Origin of the sequence: Streptomyces sp. NPDC051018, assembly GCF_044456085.1 — a bacterium.
In the GTDB taxonomy this organism is placed as follows: Bacteria; Actinomycetota; Actinomycetes; order Streptomycetales; family Streptomycetaceae; genus Streptomyces.
The window spans coordinates 123,965-145,909 of record NZ_JBITFN010000014.1 but is presented as its reverse complement, the minus strand read 5'-3'; the positions used below and the strand labels follow the sequence as shown (position 1 = coordinate 145,909).

General features: G+C 71.8%; 16 protein-coding genes. 7 read left to right on the top strand and 9 right to left on the bottom strand.

Annotation, left to right across the window (positions count from 1 at the left end; genetic code table 11):
- Positions 1-313: 313 nt before the first annotated feature.
- Positions 314-2,764 (bottom strand): FtsX-like permease family protein, encoded by a 2,451-nt coding sequence (locus tag ACIBCM_RS23765; RefSeq protein ID WP_399246312.1) that lies wholly within the window; start codon positions 2,762-2,764, stop codon positions 314-316.
- Positions 2,764-3,711, bottom strand: a complete 948-nt coding sequence (locus ACIBCM_RS23760; RefSeq protein WP_399246419.1) for an ABC transporter ATP-binding protein — start codon at positions 3,709-3,711, stop codon at positions 2,764-2,766. Before ACIBCM_RS23760 ends, ACIBCM_RS23765 begins: the two co-directional genes overlap by 1 nt.
- A 382-nt stretch (positions 3,712-4,093) precedes the next feature.
- Here ACIBCM_RS23760 and ACIBCM_RS23755 point away from each other — a divergent pair, with 382 nt between their 5' ends.
- Positions 4,094-5,245 (top strand): cation:proton antiporter, encoded by a 1,152-nt coding sequence (locus tag ACIBCM_RS23755; RefSeq protein ID WP_399246310.1) that lies wholly within the window; start codon positions 4,094-4,096, stop codon positions 5,243-5,245.
- Here ACIBCM_RS23755 and ACIBCM_RS23750 read toward each other — a convergent pair.
- On the bottom strand, positions 5,234-7,282 hold the full coding sequence (locus ACIBCM_RS23750; protein WP_399246308.1) for a DUF6596 domain-containing protein: 2,049 nt from the start codon (positions 7,280-7,282) through the stop codon (positions 5,234-5,236). The two genes, ACIBCM_RS23755 and ACIBCM_RS23750, sit on opposite strands and share 12 nt — an antisense overlap.
- A 163-nt stretch (positions 7,283-7,445) precedes the next feature.
- Positions 7,446-7,775 carry a YciI family protein gene (locus ACIBCM_RS23745; RefSeq protein ID WP_399246306.1) on the bottom strand — a complete coding sequence of 110 codons (330 nt, stop codon included), beginning with the start codon at positions 7,773-7,775 and terminating at the stop codon, positions 7,446-7,448.
- A 262-nt stretch (positions 7,776-8,037) separates the two neighbouring features.
- Here ACIBCM_RS23745 and ACIBCM_RS23740 point away from each other — a divergent pair, with 262 nt between their 5' ends.
- A complete protein-coding gene (locus ACIBCM_RS23740) occupies positions 8,038-8,721 on the top strand; it encodes a DUF998 domain-containing protein (RefSeq protein ID WP_399246304.1) in 684 nt (227 codons plus the stop codon).
- Here the strand turns inward: ACIBCM_RS23740 and ACIBCM_RS23735 are convergent.
- Entirely contained in the window at positions 8,678-9,823 is a 1,146-nt protein-coding gene (locus tag ACIBCM_RS23735; protein WP_399246303.1) for a PP2C family protein-serine/threonine phosphatase, read from the bottom strand. The genes ACIBCM_RS23740 and ACIBCM_RS23735 overlap by 44 nt on opposite strands.
- A 300-nt stretch (positions 9,824-10,123) precedes the next feature.
- Between ACIBCM_RS23735 and ACIBCM_RS23730 the strand changes: the two genes are divergently transcribed.
- Positions 10,124-11,344 (top strand): GNAT family N-acetyltransferase, encoded by a 1,221-nt coding sequence (locus ACIBCM_RS23730; RefSeq protein ID WP_399246301.1) that lies wholly within the window; start codon positions 10,124-10,126, stop codon positions 11,342-11,344.
- A gap of 295 nt (positions 11,345-11,639) precedes the next feature.
- Here ACIBCM_RS23730 and ACIBCM_RS23725 read toward each other — a convergent pair whose 3' ends face one another.
- The 3 genes from ACIBCM_RS23725 to ACIBCM_RS23715 form a co-directional block, all read right to left on the bottom strand.
- Complete coding sequence (locus ACIBCM_RS23725) at positions 11,640-12,449, bottom strand: Fpg/Nei family DNA glycosylase (protein WP_399246299.1); 810 nt, start codon at positions 12,447-12,449, stop codon at positions 11,640-11,642.
- A 357-nt stretch (positions 12,450-12,806) separates the two neighbouring features.
- Positions 12,807-13,292 carry a ribose-5-phosphate isomerase gene (locus ACIBCM_RS23720; protein WP_399246297.1) on the bottom strand — a complete coding sequence of 162 codons (486 nt, stop codon included), beginning with the start codon at positions 13,290-13,292 and terminating at the stop codon, positions 12,807-12,809.
- An 83-nt stretch (positions 13,293-13,375) separates the two neighbouring features.
- Entirely contained in the window at positions 13,376-13,960 is a 585-nt protein-coding gene (locus ACIBCM_RS23715) for a biotin transporter BioY (protein WP_399246295.1), read from the bottom strand.
- Between the two features lie 381 nt (positions 13,961-14,341).
- Here ACIBCM_RS23715 and ACIBCM_RS23710 point away from each other — a divergent pair, with 381 nt between their 5' ends.
- The 3 genes from ACIBCM_RS23710 to ACIBCM_RS23700 all read left to right on the top strand — a co-directional run bounded on the left by ACIBCM_RS23710 (position 14,342) and on the right by ACIBCM_RS23700 (position 18,314).
- Positions 14,342-15,775: an amino acid permease gene (locus ACIBCM_RS23710; RefSeq protein ID WP_399246293.1), complete on the top strand. Its 1,434-nt coding sequence runs from the start codon at positions 14,342-14,344 to the stop codon at positions 15,773-15,775.
- Between the two features lie 601 nt (positions 15,776-16,376).
- Entirely contained in the window at positions 16,377-17,489 is a 1,113-nt protein-coding gene (locus ACIBCM_RS23705; protein ID WP_399246291.1) for a glycerophosphodiester phosphodiesterase family protein, read from the top strand.
- A 189-nt stretch (positions 17,490-17,678) separates the two neighbouring features.
- Positions 17,679-18,314 carry a superoxide dismutase gene (locus ACIBCM_RS23700; protein WP_399246289.1) on the top strand — a complete coding sequence of 212 codons (636 nt, stop codon included), beginning with the start codon at positions 17,679-17,681 and terminating at the stop codon, positions 18,312-18,314.
- Positions 18,315-18,499: 185 nt separating this feature from the next.
- On the opposite strand, the gene ACIBCM_RS23695 is transcribed toward ACIBCM_RS23700, so the two are convergent.
- Positions 18,500-19,141, bottom strand: coding sequence for a DsbA family protein (locus ACIBCM_RS23695; RefSeq protein ID WP_399246287.1), 642 nt, complete (start codon positions 19,139-19,141; stop codon positions 18,500-18,502).
- Positions 19,142-19,266: 125 nt separating this feature from the next.
- Here ACIBCM_RS23695 and pepN point away from each other — a divergent pair, with 125 nt between their 5' ends.
- Complete coding sequence (gene pepN / locus ACIBCM_RS23690) at positions 19,267-21,837, top strand: aminopeptidase N (protein WP_399246285.1); 2,571 nt, start codon at positions 19,267-19,269, stop codon at positions 21,835-21,837.
- Positions 21,838-21,945: the final 108 nt, after the last annotated feature.

The following is a 21,945-nucleotide window of genomic DNA, read 5'->3' as shown; positions in this document are numbered from 1 at the left end:
CCGGTTCACCCGGGTCCGCTCCCACGGGCCGCGGCCCCCGGCCGGACGGCCATGCCGGCCTGATCGGGAGCGGACCGGGAACGGGACCGCTGGGGCCCGGGTGGCCCATGGACCAGGTGCACCGCGACCCCGGGTGCCCCGGTGGGCCGGGGCCCCTCGGCCGGGTGTGGCCCGGGGACCAGGAGCGCCCGGGGCCCCGGGTGCCCCATTGATCAGGTGCGCCGCGGCCCCTGGGACCGGGTGGCCCATGGACCGGGCCCCGGGCCGGATGGTCCGGGGAACGGTCCAGTGGACCAGGAGCGCCCGGGCATCGTCACCGCAGGGCCGCGCGGGCCGGGATCGTCGTCGCCGCGAAGCCCAGGGCGAGAATCGCGGCCACGAAGGAGCCGTACAGCAGCGGCGGCACATGGGGTGCCTGCCCGGTGAGGCCGTCGACCATGGGGATCAGGGTGGTCAGGGCGATGGCGGTGCCGAGCGCGAGACCGGCCACGGTGACCAGGAGCGCCTCCCAGTGGATCATGCGCAGCACCTGGCGGCGGGTGGAGCCGATCAGCCGGAGCATGCCCAGTTCCCGGCGGCGGTCGAGGACGGTCATCACCAGGGTGTTCGCGGCGGCGATCGCGGCGAAGCCGCCCAGGATCGCCGCCATCACGGTGTTGACCCAGGCGCTCAGCTCGCGGTCGACGCTCTGCGCGGCGGCGTAGCCCGCCCGGTCCCGGACAGTGCCGAGCGCGGTGAGGTCGGCCGCGGCGGCGGGAGTCGCCCGTACCAGCAGGTCCTGGGGGTAGGCGGCCGAGACATGCGCGGTGAGCGTGGACGCGGGGAGGGTGACCTCGGAGAGGCCGAGGCTCCGGTCGTACACCGCCACGACCCGCGCGGTCGTCCGCGTGCCGTCGGGCAGCCGCAGCCGCAGCCGGTCTCCGACACCCGCCCCGGCCGAGTCGGCGAGGGCGCTGCCGATCGCGATGTCGCCGGGGGCCAGGGTGTCCAGTGAGCCCGTACGGACATCGAGGTCCTGGACCTTGCCGAGGGCCGCGGGATCGCCTCCGACGCCCTGGGCGGACGCCTCGTACAGCGTTTTCTCGCCCATGGAGGTGACGGGCACCAGCACGCTCGTACGCAGCAGCGAGACGGCGGCCGAGACCCCGGGGGTGGCGGCGGCGCGCTCGGCCGCGTCCATCGGGAGGCCGCCTCCGGAGCCGGTGACGACATGGTCGGCGGTGATGCCCTCGCGCTGCTGGCGCTCGGTGGCCCGGTCCGTACTGGTGTGCAGGAAGACGAGCACGGAGGAGAAGGCCATCGCGAGCACGATCGGGGTGATCGCGGATGCCAGCCGGCGGGCGTTGGTACGGGAGTTGGCGACGGCCAGTGAGGCGGACGCGCCCGCCGCGCGCAGCGGCAGCCCGAAGAGCGCGGCGCAGACCCGGGCGATCAGCGGGCCGAGGAGGCCGACGGCGAGCATGAAGAGCATGACCACACCGAGCGCGGCGTTCGCCGCGTCCTCGCCGCTCTCGTTCGCGGCGACGCCCGCGAGGACCATGCCTCCGACGAGGGCGGCGAGCCCCAGCGGCGTACGGATCCACCCGAAGCCGACCCGTTCGACGGAGGCGTCGGCCAGGGCCTGGCCCGGCTTGATCTTCGACGGCCGGCGGGCGGCGGCATAGCCCGCGATCAGGGCGGTGACCACGACGGCGCCGCCGGCGATCGCCGGCGGGAGGCCGGAGACGGCCAGTTCGACGGGCGCGGGGATCGCGCCCCGGTCCTTGAGTTCGCCGAACCACCAGTTGGCGAGGGCGATTCCGGGCAGGCAGCCGAGCGCTCCCGCGAGCGGTGCCACGAGCATGGCCTCGGTGGCGATGGCACGGCGGATCTGGCGGGGTGTCGCGCCGATGGCCCGCAGCAGCGCGAACTCACGGCGGCGGAGCCCGACGGAGAGCGCCACCGTGCCCGACGCGGTGAAGATCGCGACCATCGTGGCGACCCCGCCGAAGGACGCCCCGAAACCGACCAGGAGTTCCTCGGCCTCGGCCGCTCCGACGCCCTCGGCCAGGCTCCGGTCCTGGCCGGTGTGGACCTTGGGCTTGTCGTAGCCCTTGCCGTAGAGGTCGGTCAGCCGGGTGGCCAGGGTCTTCGCGGAGGTGCCCTGTTCGGGAACGACCGCGATGACGTCGATCCTGCCGGGGTGGCCCGACAGCGCGAGGGCCTGCCGGTCGGAGAACCAGACGCCGGGCCGCGCGGTCAGACCGGAGACGGTGAACTCCCTTTTACCCGCCGGGGTTTCCAGCGTGATCCGGTCGCCGACACGCGCCCCGCCGCCGATCACCGCCTCGCCGTTGCGCGGTGCGGCCCCGGCGGTCAGCCCGGTGCCGGTGAAGGCGGCCGAGCCCCAGCCCTGCGCCGTCAGCGCGGAGGTGCCCCGCAGCACGGGATAGGTCACGTCACCGATGGCCTTCGCCACCCCGGGCACCGCGGCGGCCTCCGCCACCAGGGCCTCGTCGAGGCGTGCCTTGTCGGGGATCAACACGGACTCGTCGTAGCGCTCCTCGCCGCTGCCGACGACGTAGTGGGAGACGGGGTCGGCCGCGACGACGACGGGTGCTCCGGCGTAGCGCTGCGGCGGTACGGAGACCCGCAGGCCGCTCTCCAGCATGATTCCGCACGCGGAGACGATCATCGCGGTCAGCATCAGGGCGATGAACGTACCCGCGAAGGAGGACGGCCGGAAGCGGACGGCGGCGCGGGCGAGGCCGTTGGGAGCGAACATCAGGCGATCGCTCCCACGTACGCGGGGCGGGTGAGGGAGGCCATCCTGGCGGCGATCCGGTCGGCGTCGGCGCCCGCGAGGCTTTCGGTGATCAGGCCGTCGGCGAGGAACAGCACACGGTCCGCGTAGGCCGCGGCCACCGGGTCGTGGGTGACCATCACGACGGTCGCGCCGAGCCGGTCCACGGCCGAGCGCAGCAGTGTGAGCACCTCGGAGGCCGTGGTGGTGTCGAGCGCGCCGGTGGGTTCATCGGCGAAGATCACATCGGGCCTGGTGACGAGGGCACGGGCGAGCGCGACTCGCTGCTGCTGACCGCCCGACAGTTCGGCGGGACGGCGCCGGCCCTTGTCACCGAGGCCGACCTGTGCGAGGACCTCGGCGGCCCGCCGGCGGTCGGCGCGCTTTCCGGCGAGGCGCAGCGGCAGCAGCACATTCTGCTCGACCGTCAGGGACGGCATCAGATTGAACGCCTGGAAGACGAAGCCGAGCCGGGTGCGGCGGAGCACCGTGAGCTTGTTCTCGCTCATACCGGTGATGTCGGTGCCGCCGAGGCACACCGTTCCCCCGGTGGGGCGGTCGAGTCCCGCCGCACACTGGAGAAAGGTCGACTTGCCGGAGCCGGACGGCCCCATGACGGCGGTGAAAGTGCCGTGCGGAAGGACGAGGTCGATCCCGCGCAGGGCGTGTACGGTGCCCGTTCCCTTGCCGTAACGGCGCTGTACGCCGCGCAGTTCGACCGCGGCGGAGCCGGCGGGCGCCCCGGGGGCGCCGGGCGGGTGCGGGGGCGGGCCCGGCAGGAGGCCACGGGACGCGGAGTGGTCGGGAACGGAGCCGCCGGCCCCGGAGCGGACCTGCGCGCCGCCGGGCGCGGAGTGGTCGGGTACCGCCGAGCCGCCGGGAGCACCGCCCTCCGTCGTGTGCCGGCGCTTTGTGCGTCGCAGCCCCATGGTCGTCTCCGCCTTCCCGTTGTCACCGAGTCCGTCGCCGTCGGTGGTCCGTGTGGCCTGCGCGGCCCAGGCGCTCCCTCCCGTAAAGACGGTCGGGCGCTGTCGGTCCCCGCAGGTCAACGCCTTAGACGCTACGGATCGGAGCCCTGGTGAACCATGGCGGCTGCTGTAGGGACGGGGGTGGGGAGAACCCCACCGACGGCATTCCATGCAGACGGGGGTAGTTGCGAACATCAATCATTTGGTAAACTAATTACTGACGCTTCCTTGACGTCCCCTTGACTATTTCTCTCCCGTTCTCCCCAGTTCCCTCCCGTTCTCCCGCCGTTCCCCCGATTCGACGAAGGATGAGCCCATCGGACACGCAGACACCCTCATCGCCATGGGCGGCGCCTTTCTCGCCGCCGCCTTCCTCGCCCGCCTCGGCGGCCGCATCGGTCTGCCCACGATCCCCCTGTTCATCCTGGCCGGGATCCTCCTCGGCCCGCACACCCCCGGCGTCGTCCTCGTCGCCGACCCGCACGATCTGGAGATGCTCTCGGCCCTCGGCCTGGTGCTCCTCCTCTTCTATCTGGGCCTGGAGTTCCACCTCGACGATCTGAAGTCGGGCGGCCGCCGGATGGCCCTCGCCGGAGGGACGTATCTCGTCCTCAACGTCGGCGCCGGGCTCGGCTTCGGATTCGCCCTCGGCTGGGGCACGTCCGAGGCGCTCGTCCTCGCCGGGGTGCTCGGCATCTCCTCGTCCGCGATCGTGACCAAGGTCCTGGTCGACCTGGGCCGTATCGGCAACCCCGAGACCAAGCCCATCCTCGGCATCATCGTCGTCGAGGACGTCTTCCTCGCGCTCTATCTGGCCGCGCTCCAGCCCATCCTGTCCGGCGCCGAGAGTCTCTCGGCCGCCGTGATGGACGGCGGCAGGGCCTTCGGCTTCCTGCTGCTGCTCGCGCTCGCCGCCCGGTACGGCACCCGGGTCGTCGGACGGCTCATCAACACCCGGGACGACGAACTCCTCGTCATCTCCTTCCTCGGCGCGGCCGTCTTCCTCGCCGGTGTCTCCGAGTGGTTCGGGGTCGCGGACGCGATCGGCGCGTTCATGGTCGGTCTGATGCTCGGCAGTACGGCCTCCGGCGACCGGATCCGCAAGCTCGTGCACCCCCTCCGGGACGCCTTCGGCGCGATCTTCTTCTTCGCCTTCGGCCTCTCGATCGACCCCGGCGATCTGCCGACCGTCCTGTGGCCGGTGCTCGCGGCCGTCGCGGTCACCCTGGCGATGAACGTCCTCGCGGGCCTCGCCGCCGCCCGGATCTACCGGTTCGGCCCCGGACCCGCCGCCAATATCTCCACCACGCTGCTGGCGCGGGGCGAGTTCGCGCTGATCCTCGCGACCATGGCCGCGGCGGCCGGTCTCGACGACCGGCTCTCGCCCTTCATCGCGGGCTATGTGCTGCTGCTGGCGGTCCTCGGCCCCCTGATGGCCGGCCGCTCGTCCCTGCTGGCGCGGATGCTGCCCGCGCGGGAGCCGCTACGGGTCTGAGACCCCCAGCTGCCGCAGGGTGAAACCGCGGCCTTCAGGGTCCAGGGCCCGGGTGGTGCTCTTGAAGAGATACTCGGCACGTTCGTAGGACAGCCGTCCGCGGCCCGTGTCCGGACTCGTGTCGGCCGGTACCGGCCGGCGGGCCGGACCGGGCCGCCGCTCGGTGAGGAACAGCGGCCCCCGTGTCCGGCCCGCCAGCAGCGGCGGCAGCAGACGCGCGGTCCCGGAGCGCCAGTTCACCCAGCCGCCGCCCGCCCGGGCCCTGCGCTCCTCCAGGTCCAGATCCTCGGCGTTCAGCGACAGCACCGCGCCGACCCCGGCCCGGGACTCGTACAGCAGCCGCCACAGCGTCCGTTCGCGCAGCGGCAGGTCCTCCCGGCCCCAGAGCGCTTCGAGCAGCTCCGGGGCGATCGGGGCCGTCCGGACGGGAGTTCCCTCCCGCCGTCCCACCGCCGAGACGATCTCCTCGTCCAGGGACGCCCACCGCGCGAACGAACGCAGCGCCGAACGGTGCCGGTTCCAGGTCGCCGCCGCCGCGCCGCCCCAGGCCGCCGTGAAGACCCGGACCAGCTGATCGGCCGTCAGGGACGTGAGCGGCAGCCCGTCGCCGAGGCCCCGGCGCAGCCGGTCCAGCGTCTGGCCGTACGAGCGCGCGGTCGACGCGTCGAGTCCGTCCCGGGCGAGGAAGTCGCGCGCGGCTCCCGCGAGTGTGACGCCCGTCGCACGGGTGTGGGTGACGGACAGTCCGGCGGCGTCCGCGCGACGGCGCAGAAAGCTCCGCTCGGCCGCGTTCCGGGTGAGGGAGGCGGCCCGTTCGAACTCCCGGCGCGCCTCCTCGTACCGGCCGAGCCGGGCCAGCAGATCGCCCCGCACCCCCGGCAGAAGGTGGTAGTCGCGCAGCGCGGGATCGGTGCCCAGCTCGTCGACGAGGGCGAGTCCGGCGGCGGGACCGCGTGCCCTGCCCACGGCCACGGCCAGATTGAGACGTACGACCGGGGTGGGAAGCAGCCGGACGAGCGCCTCGTACAGCGCCGCGATGCCCGCCCAGTCGGTCTCCTCGGCGGTGCGCGCCTGGGCGTGCTGGACGGCGACGGCCGCCTGGAGGACGTACGGGCCGGGCGGGGCGCCCGTCTCACGGGCGATGTCCCGCGCCCGCAGCATCGAGGTGAAGCCCCGGCGGATGAGGAGCTGGTCCCAGCGGCCCCGGTTCTGCTCGTGGAGCTGCACCGGTTCGCCCAAGGGCCCCGTACGGGCCCCGGAACGGGACTCCTGGATCTCCATCAGGGCGACCAGGCCGTGGACCTCGGCCTCGCCCGGGGCCAGACGCGCGAGCAGCCGGCCGAGGCGGAGCGCCTCCAGGGTGAGGCCGGGGCGCAGGAGGTCGTCGCCGCTCGTCGCCGAGTAACCCTCGTTGAAGACCAGGTAGATGACCTCCAGTACGGAGGTCAGCCGCTCGGCCAGCTCGTCGCCGGGCGGCATCTCGAAGGGCACCCGCTCCTCGGCGAGGGTGCGTTTGGCGTCGGCGATACGGCGGGCGATCACCGTTTCCGTGACGAGGAAGGCACGGGCGATCTCCCCGGCCGTCAGTCCGGCGACGAGGCGCAGGGTGAGCGCGACGCGGGCGCTCGTGGGCAGGACGGGGTGGCAGGAGATGAACATCAGCCGCAGGATGTCGTCCTGGTCCGGCGGCTCCCCCTCCTCGTCCCCGGGTGCCGGCTCGCCCGCCGCTCCCGGCTGTTCCCCCCACTGCCGCTCCCGCTGCTCCTGAAGCTGCTCGCGGGCGAGCTGTTCCTGTTTGCCTTCGAGATTCCGGGAGCGGCGGATCTCGTCGACGGCCCGGCGCTTGGCCACGGCCATCAGCCAGGCGCCCGGATTGTCCGGGACGCCTGACTGCGGCCATTGTTCGAGCGCGGACACGAGGGCGTCCTGGGCCAGTTCCTCGGCCAGGCCGACATCCCGGACCAGCCGGGTGAGTCCGGCGATGATCCGCGCGGACTCCTGCTTCCAGACCGCGTCGATCGTGCGACGGGCGTCCATCAAGGGGTGGGCCCCTGTGTGCGGGTATCCCGGGTATCCCGGGTATCCCGGAGGCCGGGCTCCGCGGCGCGGGGACCCCGGAGGCCGGGTCCCGCGGCGCGGATCCCGTGGAGAGCGCGCCTCACGGCACGATCGACACGGAGGGCGGGTGACACGGCGGCGGTCATCCGCTGAAGACCTCCTGGATCACGCTCTCGCCGTCGCCGACGATCCGGCGGAAGCGCCGGGCCAGTTCGACCGCCTCCTCCTTGCTGCGGACCTCCACGAGCGCGAAGCCCGCGACGGCCTCCTTGGCCTCGGTGAAGGGCCCGTCGGTGACGGTGAGTTCGTCGCCCTCGGAGACCAACCGGACGCCCACGGGCGCGAGGCCGCCCGTCGCCAGCAGCACACCGGACGCGGTCAACTCCTCCACGAACGCGGCCATCTCCGTGAACAGCTTCTCGTCGGGTACGGGGGTGGCCTCGGTCGCCTTGCTCATCATCAGGTAGCGCATCGGAATCTCACCTTCTCTGTGGTGCTCGGCGTCACTCGCCTCGCTCTGGCCCTGCGTCGGACAGCGTATGCGACAGGGAAGAGAAACGTTCCCTGTCACATGCCCCGATCGACGTGTCAGCGAGAACCGAAGAAGCCGGGACCCCGAGACACCGGAGAACCCGGAAAGCCCGGGGGACACCCGAGATGCCCGGGCAGCCGGCACCCGCCGAGCCCCGCACCCGAAGCACCACCCCAGCAAGCACGATGGAAGGCAGCACCTCATGAGCGCCACCACCACCACTCTCTCCGCCTCCCCCGCCACCGCGAGCACCCGCCGCCTCCTCCTCGCCGCCGCCGTCTCCGCCCCTCTGTGGGCGGTCGTCTCCCTGGCCCAGGCGGCCACCCGGGAGGGCTTCGACCTCACCCGTCACCCGCTCAGCATGCTGAGCAACGGCTCGCTCGGCTGGCTCCAGATCACCAACTTCGTGATCGCCGGACTGTTGACCGCCGTGGGCTCGTTCGGACTGCGGCGCGCCCTGTACGGCACCCCCGGCGGCACCTGGGTGCCCCGGCTCGCCCTGGTCAACGGGATCGGCATGTTCGCCGCGGGGATCTTCGTCATGGACGCGGGGGACGGCTTCGCCGGAGCCCCGGCCGGGACACCGGAGACCATCTCCGGCATGGCCATGGGGCATCTGCTCGCCGGATCGATCTCCTTCATCGCCCTGATCGCCGCGAACTTCGTGCTCGGCCGCCACTTCAGCCGTGCCGGTGAGCGCGGGCTCGCCATCGGGTCCCGGATCGCCGGGGCGGCGCTGCTGGTGGGCAACGGCTGGGCGACGGCCGGCGGCAAGGCCGGGTCTCTCACGCTGGCGATCGGCGCCATCACCGCCATGCTGTGGCTGTCCGGTGTGGCGCTGCTCAAGCTCCGCGGCACAGCAGCAGCAGGGCACGGTCGTCGTTGACGTCCTTGGCGACCGCCTCGATCAGATGCCAGGCCGCTCCCTCGAAGCCCGAGTGGACATAGCGGTCGGCCTCACCGGTCAGGCGGTCCATGCCCTCGCTGATGTCCCTGTCCGAAGCCTCCACCAGCCCGTCCGTGAACAGCATCAGTACGTCACCGGGGCGCAGCGAACCCTTCACGGGGTCGAACTGCGCCCCTTCGTACACCCCGAGCAGCGGACCCTCCGCCCCCTTCTCCTCCCAGCGTCCGCTGCCCGCGTTCAGCTGGAGCGCCGGCAGATGGCCCGCGGAGAGCAGTTCGTAGTCGCCTGAGTCCAGGTCCAGGACCAGGTGGATCGAGGTGGCGAACCCCTCGTCCCAGTCCTGGCGCAGCAGATAGCCGTTGGCCGCGGGCAGGAAGCCGTGCGGCGGCAGCGAGCCGAGGAGCCCGCCGAAGGCGCCGGAGAGCAGCAGGGCGCGGGAGGCCGCGTCCATGCCCTTGCCGGAGACATCGGTGAGAACGACTTCGAGGGTGCGGCCCCCGTTCGTCCGGGCGGCGACGACGAAGTCGCCCGAGAAGGACTGCCCGCCCGCCGGACGCAGCGCCATCTCCCGGTGCCAGCCCGCCGGGAGCCGGGGCAGGGCACTCTGCACCCGGATGCGTTCCCGCAGGTCGAACAGCATGGTCCCGCCCCGCCGCCAGGGCACGCCGACGCGGGCTCTGAACTGGGCGATCAGCAGCCCGAAGAACCCGCAGGCCGCGACCACGAGGACGGTGCCGGGGGTGACCCGGGCCGGCCCGTCGGCGTACGGGCCGAGCGCGAAGGTCTCCACGATCAGGCCCGCCGCGCACGCCGCGTACAGCCCGAGCAGGCTCGCGGGCCGCAGCAGCAGCGCGCCGGCCACGATCGGCAGCACCAGGGCCGCCGGCGAGATCCACTCGGAGTTCTGGGTCGTGCCCCAGGTGAGCAGCGGCACGGTCAGCAGAAGCCCGGTGAGCGCGAGGGTGTCCGAGCCGTCGCCGCGGAAGTAGTCGACCGCGGATTTGCGCAGCGCGGTGCGCACCCGGTGCACCGACTTCCGCATCCGGGCCTTGATCGAATCTGCTGCGCTCCCACGGGCCATTGTCGTGTGACCCTATCGATCCGTCGGCGGTTCGTGCAGGGGGACCCCTGAGACAATGCGTTCGAAATCGGATCGCACTGTCGACATATCGCCTGGTAATGATGGCATATGACAAGTACGTTGCGGGAGCTGTCGCCACGACGGAGGGAGGCGCATAACCGTCGTGCGGACGGCTGGAGTTGCCCCGGCCGGCGTGGCGTGAAACCCCTGTGACGTATGTGCCCTCTGATGTGATGCGGGCGTCTTTCCGGCGCCTGTGACCGATACCTCTGATGGATGCTCCGAGACAGGGATGAGTGAATGACGACCGAGCTGCGGGTCCTCAGTCCGACCGAGTGGGACGTCTGGTACGGCGGCCTGGAACGGGCCTTCGGAGACGGGGACAAGGGCTCCGAGCACCGTGAGCTGGTGAGGAGTCTCACCCACTACGACCGCTCACTGGGTGCCTACGACGGCGGCGAATGCGTCGGTACGGCCGGGTCCTTCCCTTTCCGGGTGACGGTGCCGGGCGGCTCTCTCGTACCCTCCGCGGGCGTCACCATGGTGAGCGTCGCGGCGACACACCGCCGTCGCGGGATCCTGACCTCCCTCATGCGCCGCCAGCTCGACGACGTCCGGGAGCGGGGCGAGCCGCTGGCCATGCTCCTGGCGTCCGAGCCGGCGATCTACGGACGCTTCGGCTACGGCATCGCGAGCCGTCGCCTCCGTACCGACGTCGACACCTCACGCGTACGGCTGAACGGCCCGGCGGAGGACGGGGACTCGATACGGCTCCGGCAGGTCGCCCCCGCCGAAGGGATGGCCGCCTGTGAGGCGGTCTACGCCGGGACCGTCCCGAGCCGCCCCGGGATGATCGACCGGCTGCCCGGCTGGGACCGCCTCCAGATCTTCGACCGCGACCCCTCGGCGCCGCTCCAGTGCGTGCTCGCGGAGCGGGACGGGGAGCCCGCCGGCTACGCCCTCTTCCGCAACCGCGCCTCCTGGAACGCGGCCGGGCCCGACGGGACGGTCGAACTGCGGGAGCTGAACGCGCTGGACCCCTCCTCGTACGCGGCCCTGTGGCGGTTCCTCTTCGGCATCGACCTCACCTCGACGATCGCTTGCGACAACCGGCCCGCCGACGACCCGCTGTTCCATCTGGTCTCCGATCCGCGCCGGTGCGCGCTGCGCGTCTGGGACGGGCTGTTCCTCAGGCCCGTGGACGTCGGGGCCGCGCTGGCCGCGCGGACGTACCGGGTGCCGGTGGACGCCGTCCTGGAGGTCGAGGACTCCTTCTGCCCCTGGAACGAGGGGCGGTGGCGGCTCTCCGGCGACCCCAAGGGCGCGGTGTGCGAGCGTACGGCGGACCCCGCGGACATGGTCCTGTCGGTACGGGAGCTGGGCGCGCTCTATCTGGGCGGGACGTCCCTGCGGGAACTGGAGGGCGCCGGGCGGGTGCGGACGCTCTCGCCCGCCGTGGTGGAGACGGCGTCCCTGGCGTTCGGAAGCGATGTGGCGCCCTGGGTTCCGCACGACTTCTGAGGGTTCTCAGGGGTGCGGGACCTGTGCGGGGCGCGCGGGTGAGGTGATGGGCGGCCGTGGGGCCGGGGCGCTGGGCCGGTGTGCGCGTCGGCACCGGCTGCCGGTGCGGGGGCTCCGCGGAGGCTCTGCGGGTGTGAGGGCGCCTGCCCGGTACGGGCGCCCTCGGCGGGCGCTGCGGCGGGGTGCGGCCGGGGCGCCCGGTGAGCGGCCGGGGCGCGGCCCGGGCACGGGGATGCTGCGCGGACGCGGACGCGGGCGGGGGCGGGTGCCCGGGCGCGGGGCCCGGTGCCGTCGATCAGCCGCGCTGGCAGCGCGGGCACCAGAACAGATTGCGCGCCGCCAGACCGGCGGTACGGATCTCCGTGGCGCAGATATGGCAGGGCAGGTTCGCCCGGCGGTACACATAGACCTCGCCGCCGTGGTCGTCGATCCGCGGCGGTCTGCCCATCGCCTCGGGCATGTGCTCGGGGCGGACCGTGTCGATGCGGTTGTTGCGTACGCCCTCGCGCATCAGCTCCACGAGGTCCGCCCAGATCGTGTCCCACTGCTCGCGGGTCAGCTCCCGGCCCGCGCGATACGGATCGATGCCGTGCCGGAACAGGACCTCCGCGCGGTAGACGTTGCCCACGCCCGCGATGATCTTCTGATCCATGAGCAGTGCGGCGATCGTCGTACGGGAACGGGCGATCCTCGCCCACGCGCGTCCCGGGTCGTCGCCCGGCCGCAGCGGATCGGGCCCCAGGCGGTCGTGTATCGCCGCCTTCTCGCCGTCCGTGATCAGCGCGCAGGTCGTCGGCCCCCGCAGATCGACGTACGAGTCCTCGTCGGCGAGGCGGAGCCGGACGGTGTCCAGGGGCGGGGGCGCGGGGGCGTCACCGAAGTCGACCCTGCCGAAGAGGCCCAGATGGATATGGATCCAGCCGAGGGCGCCGAAGCCGAGGAAGAGATGTTTGCCGTGGGCCTCGGCGTCGTCGAGCACCTGACGGTCGAGCAGCGCGGCGGAGTCGGAGAACTTGCCCTGCGGGCTGCGGACGGTGACCCGGCGCGCGAGGAAGCGGGTGCGGTGATCGGCGGCGAGACGGTGGATCGTGTGCCCTTCGGGCAAGGTACGGCTCCTCTCACAGGGGGTCCGGTCCCTTGCCGGGGCGTGCCCCGTGCTCCCGCTCCTCGATCCCCGCGGGTGGCCGGCGGCTCCCGCCCGGGCGGCCCCCTCGGGTCGGCCGGGCTCGGTGCCGGGACCCCTCGGTGCCGGGACCCCTCGGTGCCGGGACCCCTCGGTGCCGGGACCGTCCGTCCTCGATCGACGGACGGGCTGGATCGTACCGGCTGCCGGACCGCCTCGCCGTCCGGTGCCCGAACGCCCGGTCCCGGCCCTGCCCGCGGGCCGGTGCCGCGAATCCCGGTCGCGGGGACACGGCCCCGGTCCCGGGGGCCCGAGGACGGCCCGGCGTCGCAGCAGCGATCAGGACTCGGGGTGGCCCTCGGGGATCGGAGGGAGTTCGCCCGTGGTCTCGTACGCCGTCAGCATGTCGATCCGGCGGGTGTGCCGCTCCTCACCGGAGTACGGCGTGCCGAGGAAGATCTCGACGAACTTCGTGGACTCCTCCACGGAGTGCATCCGCCCCCCGATCGCCACCACGTTCGCGTTGTTGTGCTCACGTCCGAGCGCCGCGGTCTGCTCGCTCCATGCCAGCGCCGCCCGTACCCCCTTCACCTTGTTCGCCGCGATCTGCTCGCCGTTGCCGGAGCCGCCGATGACGATGCCGAGGCTGTCGGGGTCGGCGGCCGTCCGCTCGGCGGCACGGAGGCAGAAGGGGGGGTAGTCGTCGAGGGCGTCGTAGATATGGGGACCGCAGTCGACGGGGTCGTGGCCATGGGCCTTGAGCCACTCGACGAGGTGGTTTTTGAGTTCGTATCCGGCATGGTCGGAACCGAGGTACACGCGCATGATCCGAGTGTGGCACGGCCGAAGACGCGTTCCGGCCAGGGGGTGCCCCGGCCGGAAGGCGTACCCTGCCCCCGGTTCGGGCCTCAGCCCTTGCGGCCGATGAGCTTCCACGCCGCGGGCAGCGCGCCCATCGCCAGGGCCGCCTTCACGGCGTCTCCGATCAGGAACGGGGTGAGCCCGGCCGCGACCGCCTGAGTGAGCGTCATGCCCGTGGACAGAGCGAGATACGGGACGCCGATCGCGTAGATGATCACCGAGCCGAGCACCATCGCGCCCGCCGCGCGCGGAACGGAACGGTCGGCCCCGCGGCGGGCCAGCCCGCCGACGACGGTGGCCGCGAGCAGCATGCCGAGGATGTACCCGAACGACGGCATCCCCCAGCCCGCCTCGCCCTCCGCGAACCACGGCAGACCGGCCATGCCCGCCACGGCGTACAGCCCGAGGGAGAGGAAGCCCCTGCGCGCGCCGAGCGCCGTGCCGACGAGGAGCGCGGCGAAGGTCTGGCCCGAGACCGGCACCGGGGAGCCGGGGATCGGCAGGGCGATCTGGGCCGCCACACCGGTGAGCGCCGCGCCGCCGACGACCAGGGCGATGTCCCGCGTACGGGAGGCGGGCAGCAGGTCCGCGAGGACCGCGCCGGGACGGGAGGTGGCTGAAGCAGTGCTCATCGGGTCTCCGCGGGGCGAGGGTGCAGGAAGGTGTAGAGGGAACACAGTGACGGTAGCCCACGAGGATTCCCCCGATCACCGTCAGCCGCCGACAAAGGCGGCTGAGCGCGCTTCATGGGGGTCCCACAAAATCAGCGCCACACCTGGACGCGTCCGTGACTCTTGTCACTGGAGGTAGGGGCTTGTCCGATCCCCCTGCGGGAGGTAGGCGAGCTGTAGGGTTCCACCAAAGCCCCGTTCACCGGGGCCCTCGCGGCGAGTTGTTCGCGTGTACACCTTGTGTGAGCCTCGTGACCGTATAGCGGACAGCTGTTCCCTGTCGGCGGTACGTCCGCTCAGACTGTGGCCCGTCCCCACAGCCAATGAACAGGGCACTCCCCCATGTCCCGTACCTCCGCGCCCGCGCCCGCCGACCGCTCCGGCGGGTCCGGGGGCTCCGAACGCCGCCCCGACGACATCACGCTCTCCCACGGCCTCAAGCAGCGCCATCTTTCGATGATCGCCCTCGGCGGGGTCATCGGCGCCGGACTCTTCGTCGGCTCCGGCGCGGGCATCGCGAAGGCCGGGCCCTCCATCGTCGTCGCGTACGCCCTCTCCGGGCTGCTCGTCATGCTCGTGATGCGGATGCTCGGCGAGATGTCGGCGGCCAACCCGGCGTCCGGGTCCTTCTCCGTCCACGCCGAGCGCGCGATCGGCCCCTGGGCGGGGTTCACCTCCGGCTGGGCGTTCTGGTTCCTGCTCTGTGTGGCCGTCGGCCTCGAAGGCATCGGAGCGGCGAAGATCATGTCCGGCTGGCTGCCCGGGACGCCCGAATGGGCGTGGGTCGCCCTGTTCATGTTGGTCTTCTGCGGTACGAATCTGGCCGCGGTCAAGAACTTCGGCGAGTTCGAGTTCTGGTTCGCCGCGCTGAAGGTCGGGGCGATCGTGCTGTTCCTGGGGATCGGGGCGCTCGCGATCGCCGGGCTCCTGCCGGGGACCGACGCGCCCGGAGCCTCCAACCTCACCGGCGAGGGCGGCTTCATGCCGATGGGCGTCGACGGGTTCGTCGTCGGTCTCCTCGCGTCGGTGTTCGCGTACGGCGGTCTGGAGACCGTCACCATCGCGGCGGCGGAGTCCGAGCATCCGGTGAAGGGCGTCGCCAAGGCGGTCCGGACAGCGATGTGGCGTATCGCCGTCTTCTACATCGGCTCCATGGCCGTCATCGTCACCCTGGTGCCCTGGGACGACCCGCGGGTGGTGTCCAAGGGTCCGTACGTCGCCACGCTCGATCACCTCGGGATCTCCGAGGCCGGCCAGATCATGAACGTCGTCGTCCTCGTGGCGCTGCTCTCAGCGATGAACGCCAATATCTACGGTGCGTCGCGCATGGCCTGCTCCCTGGTCGCCCGCGGTCAGGGGCCCCGGGTCCTCGGCCACGCGCACGGCGGGGTGCCCCGGATGGCGGTGCTCGTCTCCTCCTTGTTCGGCTTCGGCTGTGTACTGCTCAGTTACTGGCGGCCGGACGATGTCTTCATGTGGCTCCTCAACATGATCGGCGCGATCATTCTCGTCGTCTGGATCTTCATCACGGTCTCCCAGTTGATCCTGCGGCGCAGGACCGAGCGTGAGGATCCCTCGCGGCTGGTCGTACGCATGTGGCTGTACCCGTGGCTGACCTGGGCGGCGCTGCTGGGCATGGCGACGGTGTTCTTTCTGATGGCGAGGGAGCCGGGGACGCGGACGCAGCTGTATTACACGGGTGGGTTGACGGCGGTGCTGATGGTGGTGGGCTACGCGCGGCAGAGGGTGGGTGTCCTCAAGCGCCGGACGGGCTGAGGTTTCCGCCCCTGCGAGGCGGGGGCGCCGCCCGGGGGCGGGGTCCGTCCTCAAGCGCCGGACAGGCTGAAAAACCCAAGCCCAGGCACCCCCGGCCAAGGTCCGTCCTCAAGCGCCGGACGGGCTGGACATGCCCAAGCCCAGGCACCCCCGGCCGGGGTCCGTGGTCAAGCGGCGGGCGGGGTGGACATGCTCAGGCGACGGGAAAAACAGCCTCGCCGGCGATTGAGGCGCGGGGGCCGGGGCAGAGCCCCGCAAGCAACCCACGCGTCCAAACCCACCGGGCCAAGGTCCGTCCTCAAACGCCGGGCGGGCTGGAATGACCAAGCCCATGCACCCCCGGCCGGGGTCCTTGCTCAAGTGGCGGGTGGGCTGGAAAGGCGCAGGCGGCGGAAGAGTTGCCTCGCCGGCGATTGAGGCGCGGGGATCGGGGCAGGGCCACGCAAGCAAGCCGCGCAGTGGAGGCCGGACGGGCCGGAACACGGAGGCGCGGGGAAATGACATCGCATGGACATGTTCCGGTCCCCCGCGCGCCATGTGAGGTGATCAGCGTGGTGGATCGCCCCCCACCATGTCCGAGACCCGGAATTGGGAGAGCCTCATGTCCGCACTGCCACGACGCCGTTCCCTTCTTCTCGCCGCGACCGCGGCAACCGCGGCGACCGCCGTGACCCCCGCGACCGCGCTCGCCGGCACCGCCCGGGCACAGGAGCAGCAGAAGGGCGAGGGAGAGCCGAAGCATCCGCGGGGCCCGGTGGTGATCGGGCACCGGGGCGCGGCCGGCTGGCGCCCCGAGCACACGGCGGGGTCGTACACCCTCGCCGTACAGACGGGCGCCGACTGGATCGAGCCGGATCTGGTGGTGACGAAGGACCATGTCCTGGTCGTGCGCCACGAGAACGAGATCTCGCAGACGACCGACGTCGCCTCGCACCCGGAGTTCGCCGAGCGCAGGACGAAGAAGCTGATCGACGGACGGCAGGTGAGCGGCTGGTTCACCGAGGACTTCACGCTCGCCGAGCTGAAGACCCTGCGCGCGGTCGAGCGTCTGCCCCTGATCCGCAACCGCAACACCGTGTTCGACCGGACCGAGCGGATCATGACGTTCCAGGAGGTCGTGGATCTGGCACGGGAACTGTCGAAGCGTCATGAGCGGCGCATCGCCGTCTTCCCCGAGACCAAGCACCCCACGTACTTCCGTTCCATCGGGCTGCCGCTGGAGCCGGAACTCGTCCGGGTGATCCGCCGCAACCGGCTCGGCGCGCGCGAGTGCGTGGTCCAGTCCTTCGAGCCGTCCAGCCTGCTGCGGATCGCCGACGCCCGGCTGAGGCTGCCGCTGTGGCAGGCACTCGGGACGACCGGCGGTCCCTACGGCCACGACCAGACGTACGCGCAGATGTCGACGCCGGAGGGCCTGCGGAGAATCGCGGAGTACGCGCAGTGGATCGGCCCGGACAAGTCCTCCGTCGTACCGCCGTCGCCGCTGCTCGCGGACGCGCACCGGGCGGGGCTGCGGGTCGGCGCGTACACCTTCCGCGCCGAGAACCAGTATCTGCCCGCGGATCTGCGCCGGGGCACGGTCGGCAGCGAGTTCGGTGACGCGCTCGCCGAGTACGCCCGGCACTACCGCCTCGGTGTGGACGCCGTCGTCACCGACTTCCCCGACCTCGCGGTCATCGCCAGGGAGCAGACCCGCGCGGAGCCCCTGGCGTAGACCCGCCCGGAGCCCCTGGCACAGACCCGCCGCCGCGCCCGCCGCCGCGCCCGGCGGCGGGTCCCGGAAGCGGGCTCGCGGGCACGGGGACTCAGGTCCTAGGACCAAGGCCTGATCCGGTCCGGCTCCCTCCTGCTGCTAACGTGCAGTTGCATAGAATGTGCAACAAGCAGCTCGGAGGGACCGGACATGGCCATCTACACGCTTCCTGAACTTCCCTACGACTACGCGGCGCTCGAACCGGTCATCAATCCGCAGATCATCGAGCTGCACCACGACAAGCACCACGCCGCGTACGTCAAGGGCGCCAACGACACGCTGGAGCAGCTGGCGGAGGCACGCGACAAGGACGCGTGGGGGGCGATCAACGGGCTGGAGAAGAACCTCGCGTTCCATCTCTCCGGCCATATCCTGCACAGCATCTACTGGCACAACATGACCGGCGACGGCGGCGGCGAGCCGCTGGAGAAGGACGGGGTCGGTGAGCTGGCGGACGCGATCGCGGAGTCGTTCGGCTCCTTCGAGAAGTTCAAGGCCCAGCTGACCAAGGCGTCCGCGACGACCCAGGGCTCGGGCTGGGGTGTTCTCGCGTACGAGCCGGTCAGCCGGCGGCTGATCGTGGAGCAGGTCTACGACCACCAGGGCAATGTGGGCCAGGGCTCGGTGCCGATCCTGGTCTTCGACGCCTGGGAGCACGCCTTCTACCTTCAGTACAAGAACCAGAAGGTGGACTTCATCGACGCGATGTGGCAGGTCGTGAACTGGCAGGACGTGGCGAAGCGGTACGCGGAGGCGAAGGAGCGCACCCCGCTGATCGCGCCCTGACGGGCGGGCAACAGTCGTCCTGCTCGTGATCGTCTTCTCAACCTTCACCTGCAGGCGGATGAAAGAAGGGCCCCCGCGAGGACGTGACTCGCGGGGGTCCTTCCGTAATCCGGTCCGCGGACGGCGTTCCGGTCCGCGGACGACACCGGCCGGGGCGCGGACGACGCCGGTCGGCCGGGGCGCGGTCAGAGGTTGGAGAAGTCCGGCCCGCGTGTACGGGTGCGCTTGATCTCGTAGAAGCCGGGGATCGACGCCACCAGCAGGGTGCCGTCCCAGAGCCTCGCCGCCTCCTCGCCCCGCGGCGCGGGGGTGACGACCGGGCCGAAGAAGGCGACCTGCCCGCCGTCCGCGCCCGGGACCGCGATGACCGGTGTGCCGACCTCCTGGCCGACCTTGTCGATGCCCTCCTTGTGGGAGGCCCTCAGCTGGGTGTCGTAGGTGTCCCGGTCCATGTACTCGACCAGTTCGGCGGGCAGGCCCGCGTCCGCCAGGGCGGCGGCGACGGACTCGCGGCCGACGCCCTCGCCGCGGTTGTGGAACCGGGTGCCGAGGGCGGTGTACAGCTTCCCGAGGACCTCTGCGCCGTGCAGTTCGCGGGCGGCGATCGCGACCCGGACCGGTCCCCACGCCGCTTTCAGGCCCTCCCGGTACTCCTCCGGGACCTCGTCCAGCTTGTCCTCGTTCAGCACGGCGAGGCTCATCACGTGCCAGCGGACCTCGACATCCCGGACCTTCTCCACCTCCAGCATCCAGCGGGAGGTCATCCAGGCCCAGGGGCACACCGGATCGAACCAGAAGTCCACCGGGGTCCTGCCGTTCTCGGTCATATCTCTCCTCATCGAGTGCGCCTCCCCCCGACAACGCCGACGCCCGGCGGCCGATTCCCGGATACCGGCCGCAAGGTGCGCATGGGAGGATCGATGCCGTTCGAACGAGACACAAAGGAGTGCCCGTGCCCGGTGAGAATCTGTCCCGCGACGAGGCCCGTGAGCGGGCCGAGCTGCTGTCGGTCGACGGATACGAGGTGGCACTCGATCTGCGGTCCGCGGTCGGGGACGACCCCGGGGGCTCCGGGCCGCGCACCTTCCGCTCGGTGACCACGATCCGCTTCCGCGCGGCACGGCCCGGAGCGGCCTCCTTCGCCGATCTGATCGCCCCCTCGGTCACCCGGGTGACCCTGAACGGCACGGAGCTGGACCCGGCCGCCGTCTTCGACGGCTCGCGCATCGCGCTGGAGGGCCTGGCAGCGGAGAACGTCCTGGTCGTGGACGCGCAGTGCGCCTACAGCCGTACCGGCGAGGGCCTGCACCGCTTCGTCGACCCGGAGGACGGCGAGGTCTACCTCTATACGCAGTACGAGCCGGCCGATGCCCGGCGGGTGTTCGCCAACTTCGAACAGCCCGACCTGAAGGCCCCGTTCCGTTTCGAGGTGACCGCGCCGGAGGGGTGGACCGTCTGGAGCAACGGCGCCGTGGAGCACGAGGAGAAGGGTCTCCGGCGGTTCGCCGAGACCCCCCCGATCTCCACGTACATCACGGCCGTCGTCGCCGGTCCCTACCACTACGAGACCGATCTCTACACCCGGACGCTCGACGACGGCAGGAGCCTGGAGATCCCGCTCGGCGCGCTGTGCCGCAAGGGCCTCGCCCGGCACTTCGACGCCGACGACGTCTTCCTCGTCACCAAGCAGGGCCTGGACTTCTTCCACGACCGCTTCGACTTCCCGTACCCCTTCGGCAAGTACGACCAGGCGTTCGTGCCCGAGTACAACATCGGCGCGATGGAGAACCCGGGGTGTGTCACCTTCCGCGAGGAGTACATCTTCCGGGGTCAGGTCACCCGGGCGTCGTACGAGCGCAGGGCCACCACGATCCTGCACGAGATGGCCCACATGTGGTTCGGCGACCTGGTCACCATGGAGTGGTGGGACGACCTGTGGCTGAAGGAGTCCTTCGCCGACTTCATGGGCTCGTATGCGCTCGTCGGCGCCACCCGCTTCACCGACGGGTGGATCACCTTCGCCAACAGCCGCAAGGCGTGGGCGTACCGCGCCGACCAGCTGCCCTCCACCCACCCGGTCACGGCCGACATCCGTGATCTGGAGGACGCCAAGCTGAACTTCGACGGCATCACCTACGCCAAGGGCGCCTCCGTGCTGAAGCAGCTGGTCGCCTATGTGGGCGAGGAGGCGTTCCTGGAGGGCGCGCGGCGCTACTTCAAGCGGCACGCCTGGGGGAACACCCGGCTCGGCGATCTGCTCTCCGTACTGGAGGAGACGTCCGGACGGGATCTGGCCGCCTGGTCGCGCTCCTGGCTCCAGACCTCCGGGGTCAACTCGCTCACCCCGGTGGTGACCTGCGACTCCGCCGACCGGATCACCGAGCTCGCGGTCGTCCAGGACGGGGACGCCGAGCTGCGCCCGCACCGGATCGCGGTGGGGCTCTACCGGTTCGAGGGCACGGAGCTGGTGCGGTACGCGCGTGCCGAGGCGGATGTGACGGGCGCGCGCACGACCGTGGCCGGGCTGGCGGGCTCCGAGCGGCCCGAGCTGGTCCTGGTGAACGACGAGGATCTGACGTACTGCAAGATCCGCTTCGACGAGGGTTCCCTGGCGACCCTGCGCGGGCACCTCGGTGACCTGACCGATCCGCTGGCGCGGGCGCTGTGCTGGTCGGCCCTGTGGAATCTGACCCGTGACGCCCTGATGCCCGCCCGGGACTTCGTGGACCTGGTGCTGAGGTTCTCCGGGCGCGAGTCCGACATCGGCGTGCTCCAGATGCTGCACGCGTGGGCCCGTTCGGCGCTGGTCCACTACGCCGCGCCCGAGTGGCGCGAGGAGGGCGGACGGCTGCTGGCCCAGGGGGCGCTCCGGGAGCTGCGGCTCGCCGGGCCGGGCAGTGAGCACCAGCTGGCCTGGGCCCGGTTCTTCGCGGCGGTCGCGGTCTCGGACGCCGACCTCCAGCTGCTGTCCGGGCTGCTGGCGGGCACGGCGAAGATCGACGGTCTGGAGGTGGACCAGGAACTGCGCTGGACGCTCCTGGAGCCGCTGGCGTCCCACGGTCGCGCGGACGAGTCCGTGATCGCGGCGGAACTCGCCCGGGACGACACGGCGTCCGGCACCCGCCACCGCGCCCGCTGCCTGGCCGCGCGCCCGTCCACCGCCGTCAAGGACGAGGCGTGGGAGCGGGTCGTCGAGTCCGACACCCTGTCCAACGCGCTGGTGACGGCGACGATCTCCGGGTTTGTCCAGCCGGGGCAGCGGGAACTGCTGGCGCCCTATCTGCCGGCGTACTTCGCGGCGATCGATCGGCTGTGGAGCGAACGTTCCATCCAGAGCGCGATGGATGTGGTGTCGGGCCTGTTCCCCTCCCTTCAGGGCGAGCCCGCCCTCACGGCGGCCGACGCATGGCTCACCTCCCACCGGGACGCGCCGCCCGCGCTGCGCCGGCTGATCCTGGAGGCGCGGGACGATCTGGCCCGGTCACTGCGGGGCCAGGAGTGCGACGCGGGAGCCGCGGGCTGAGGACCCGCCGTCCGGGGCGAGCGGCGGCGGTACGGGAAGCCGCCGCCCGCCCTGCGCAACGAGTGGCCCGAGGCCCATTCGGCATTCGAACTCCCGTACTTTAGGACG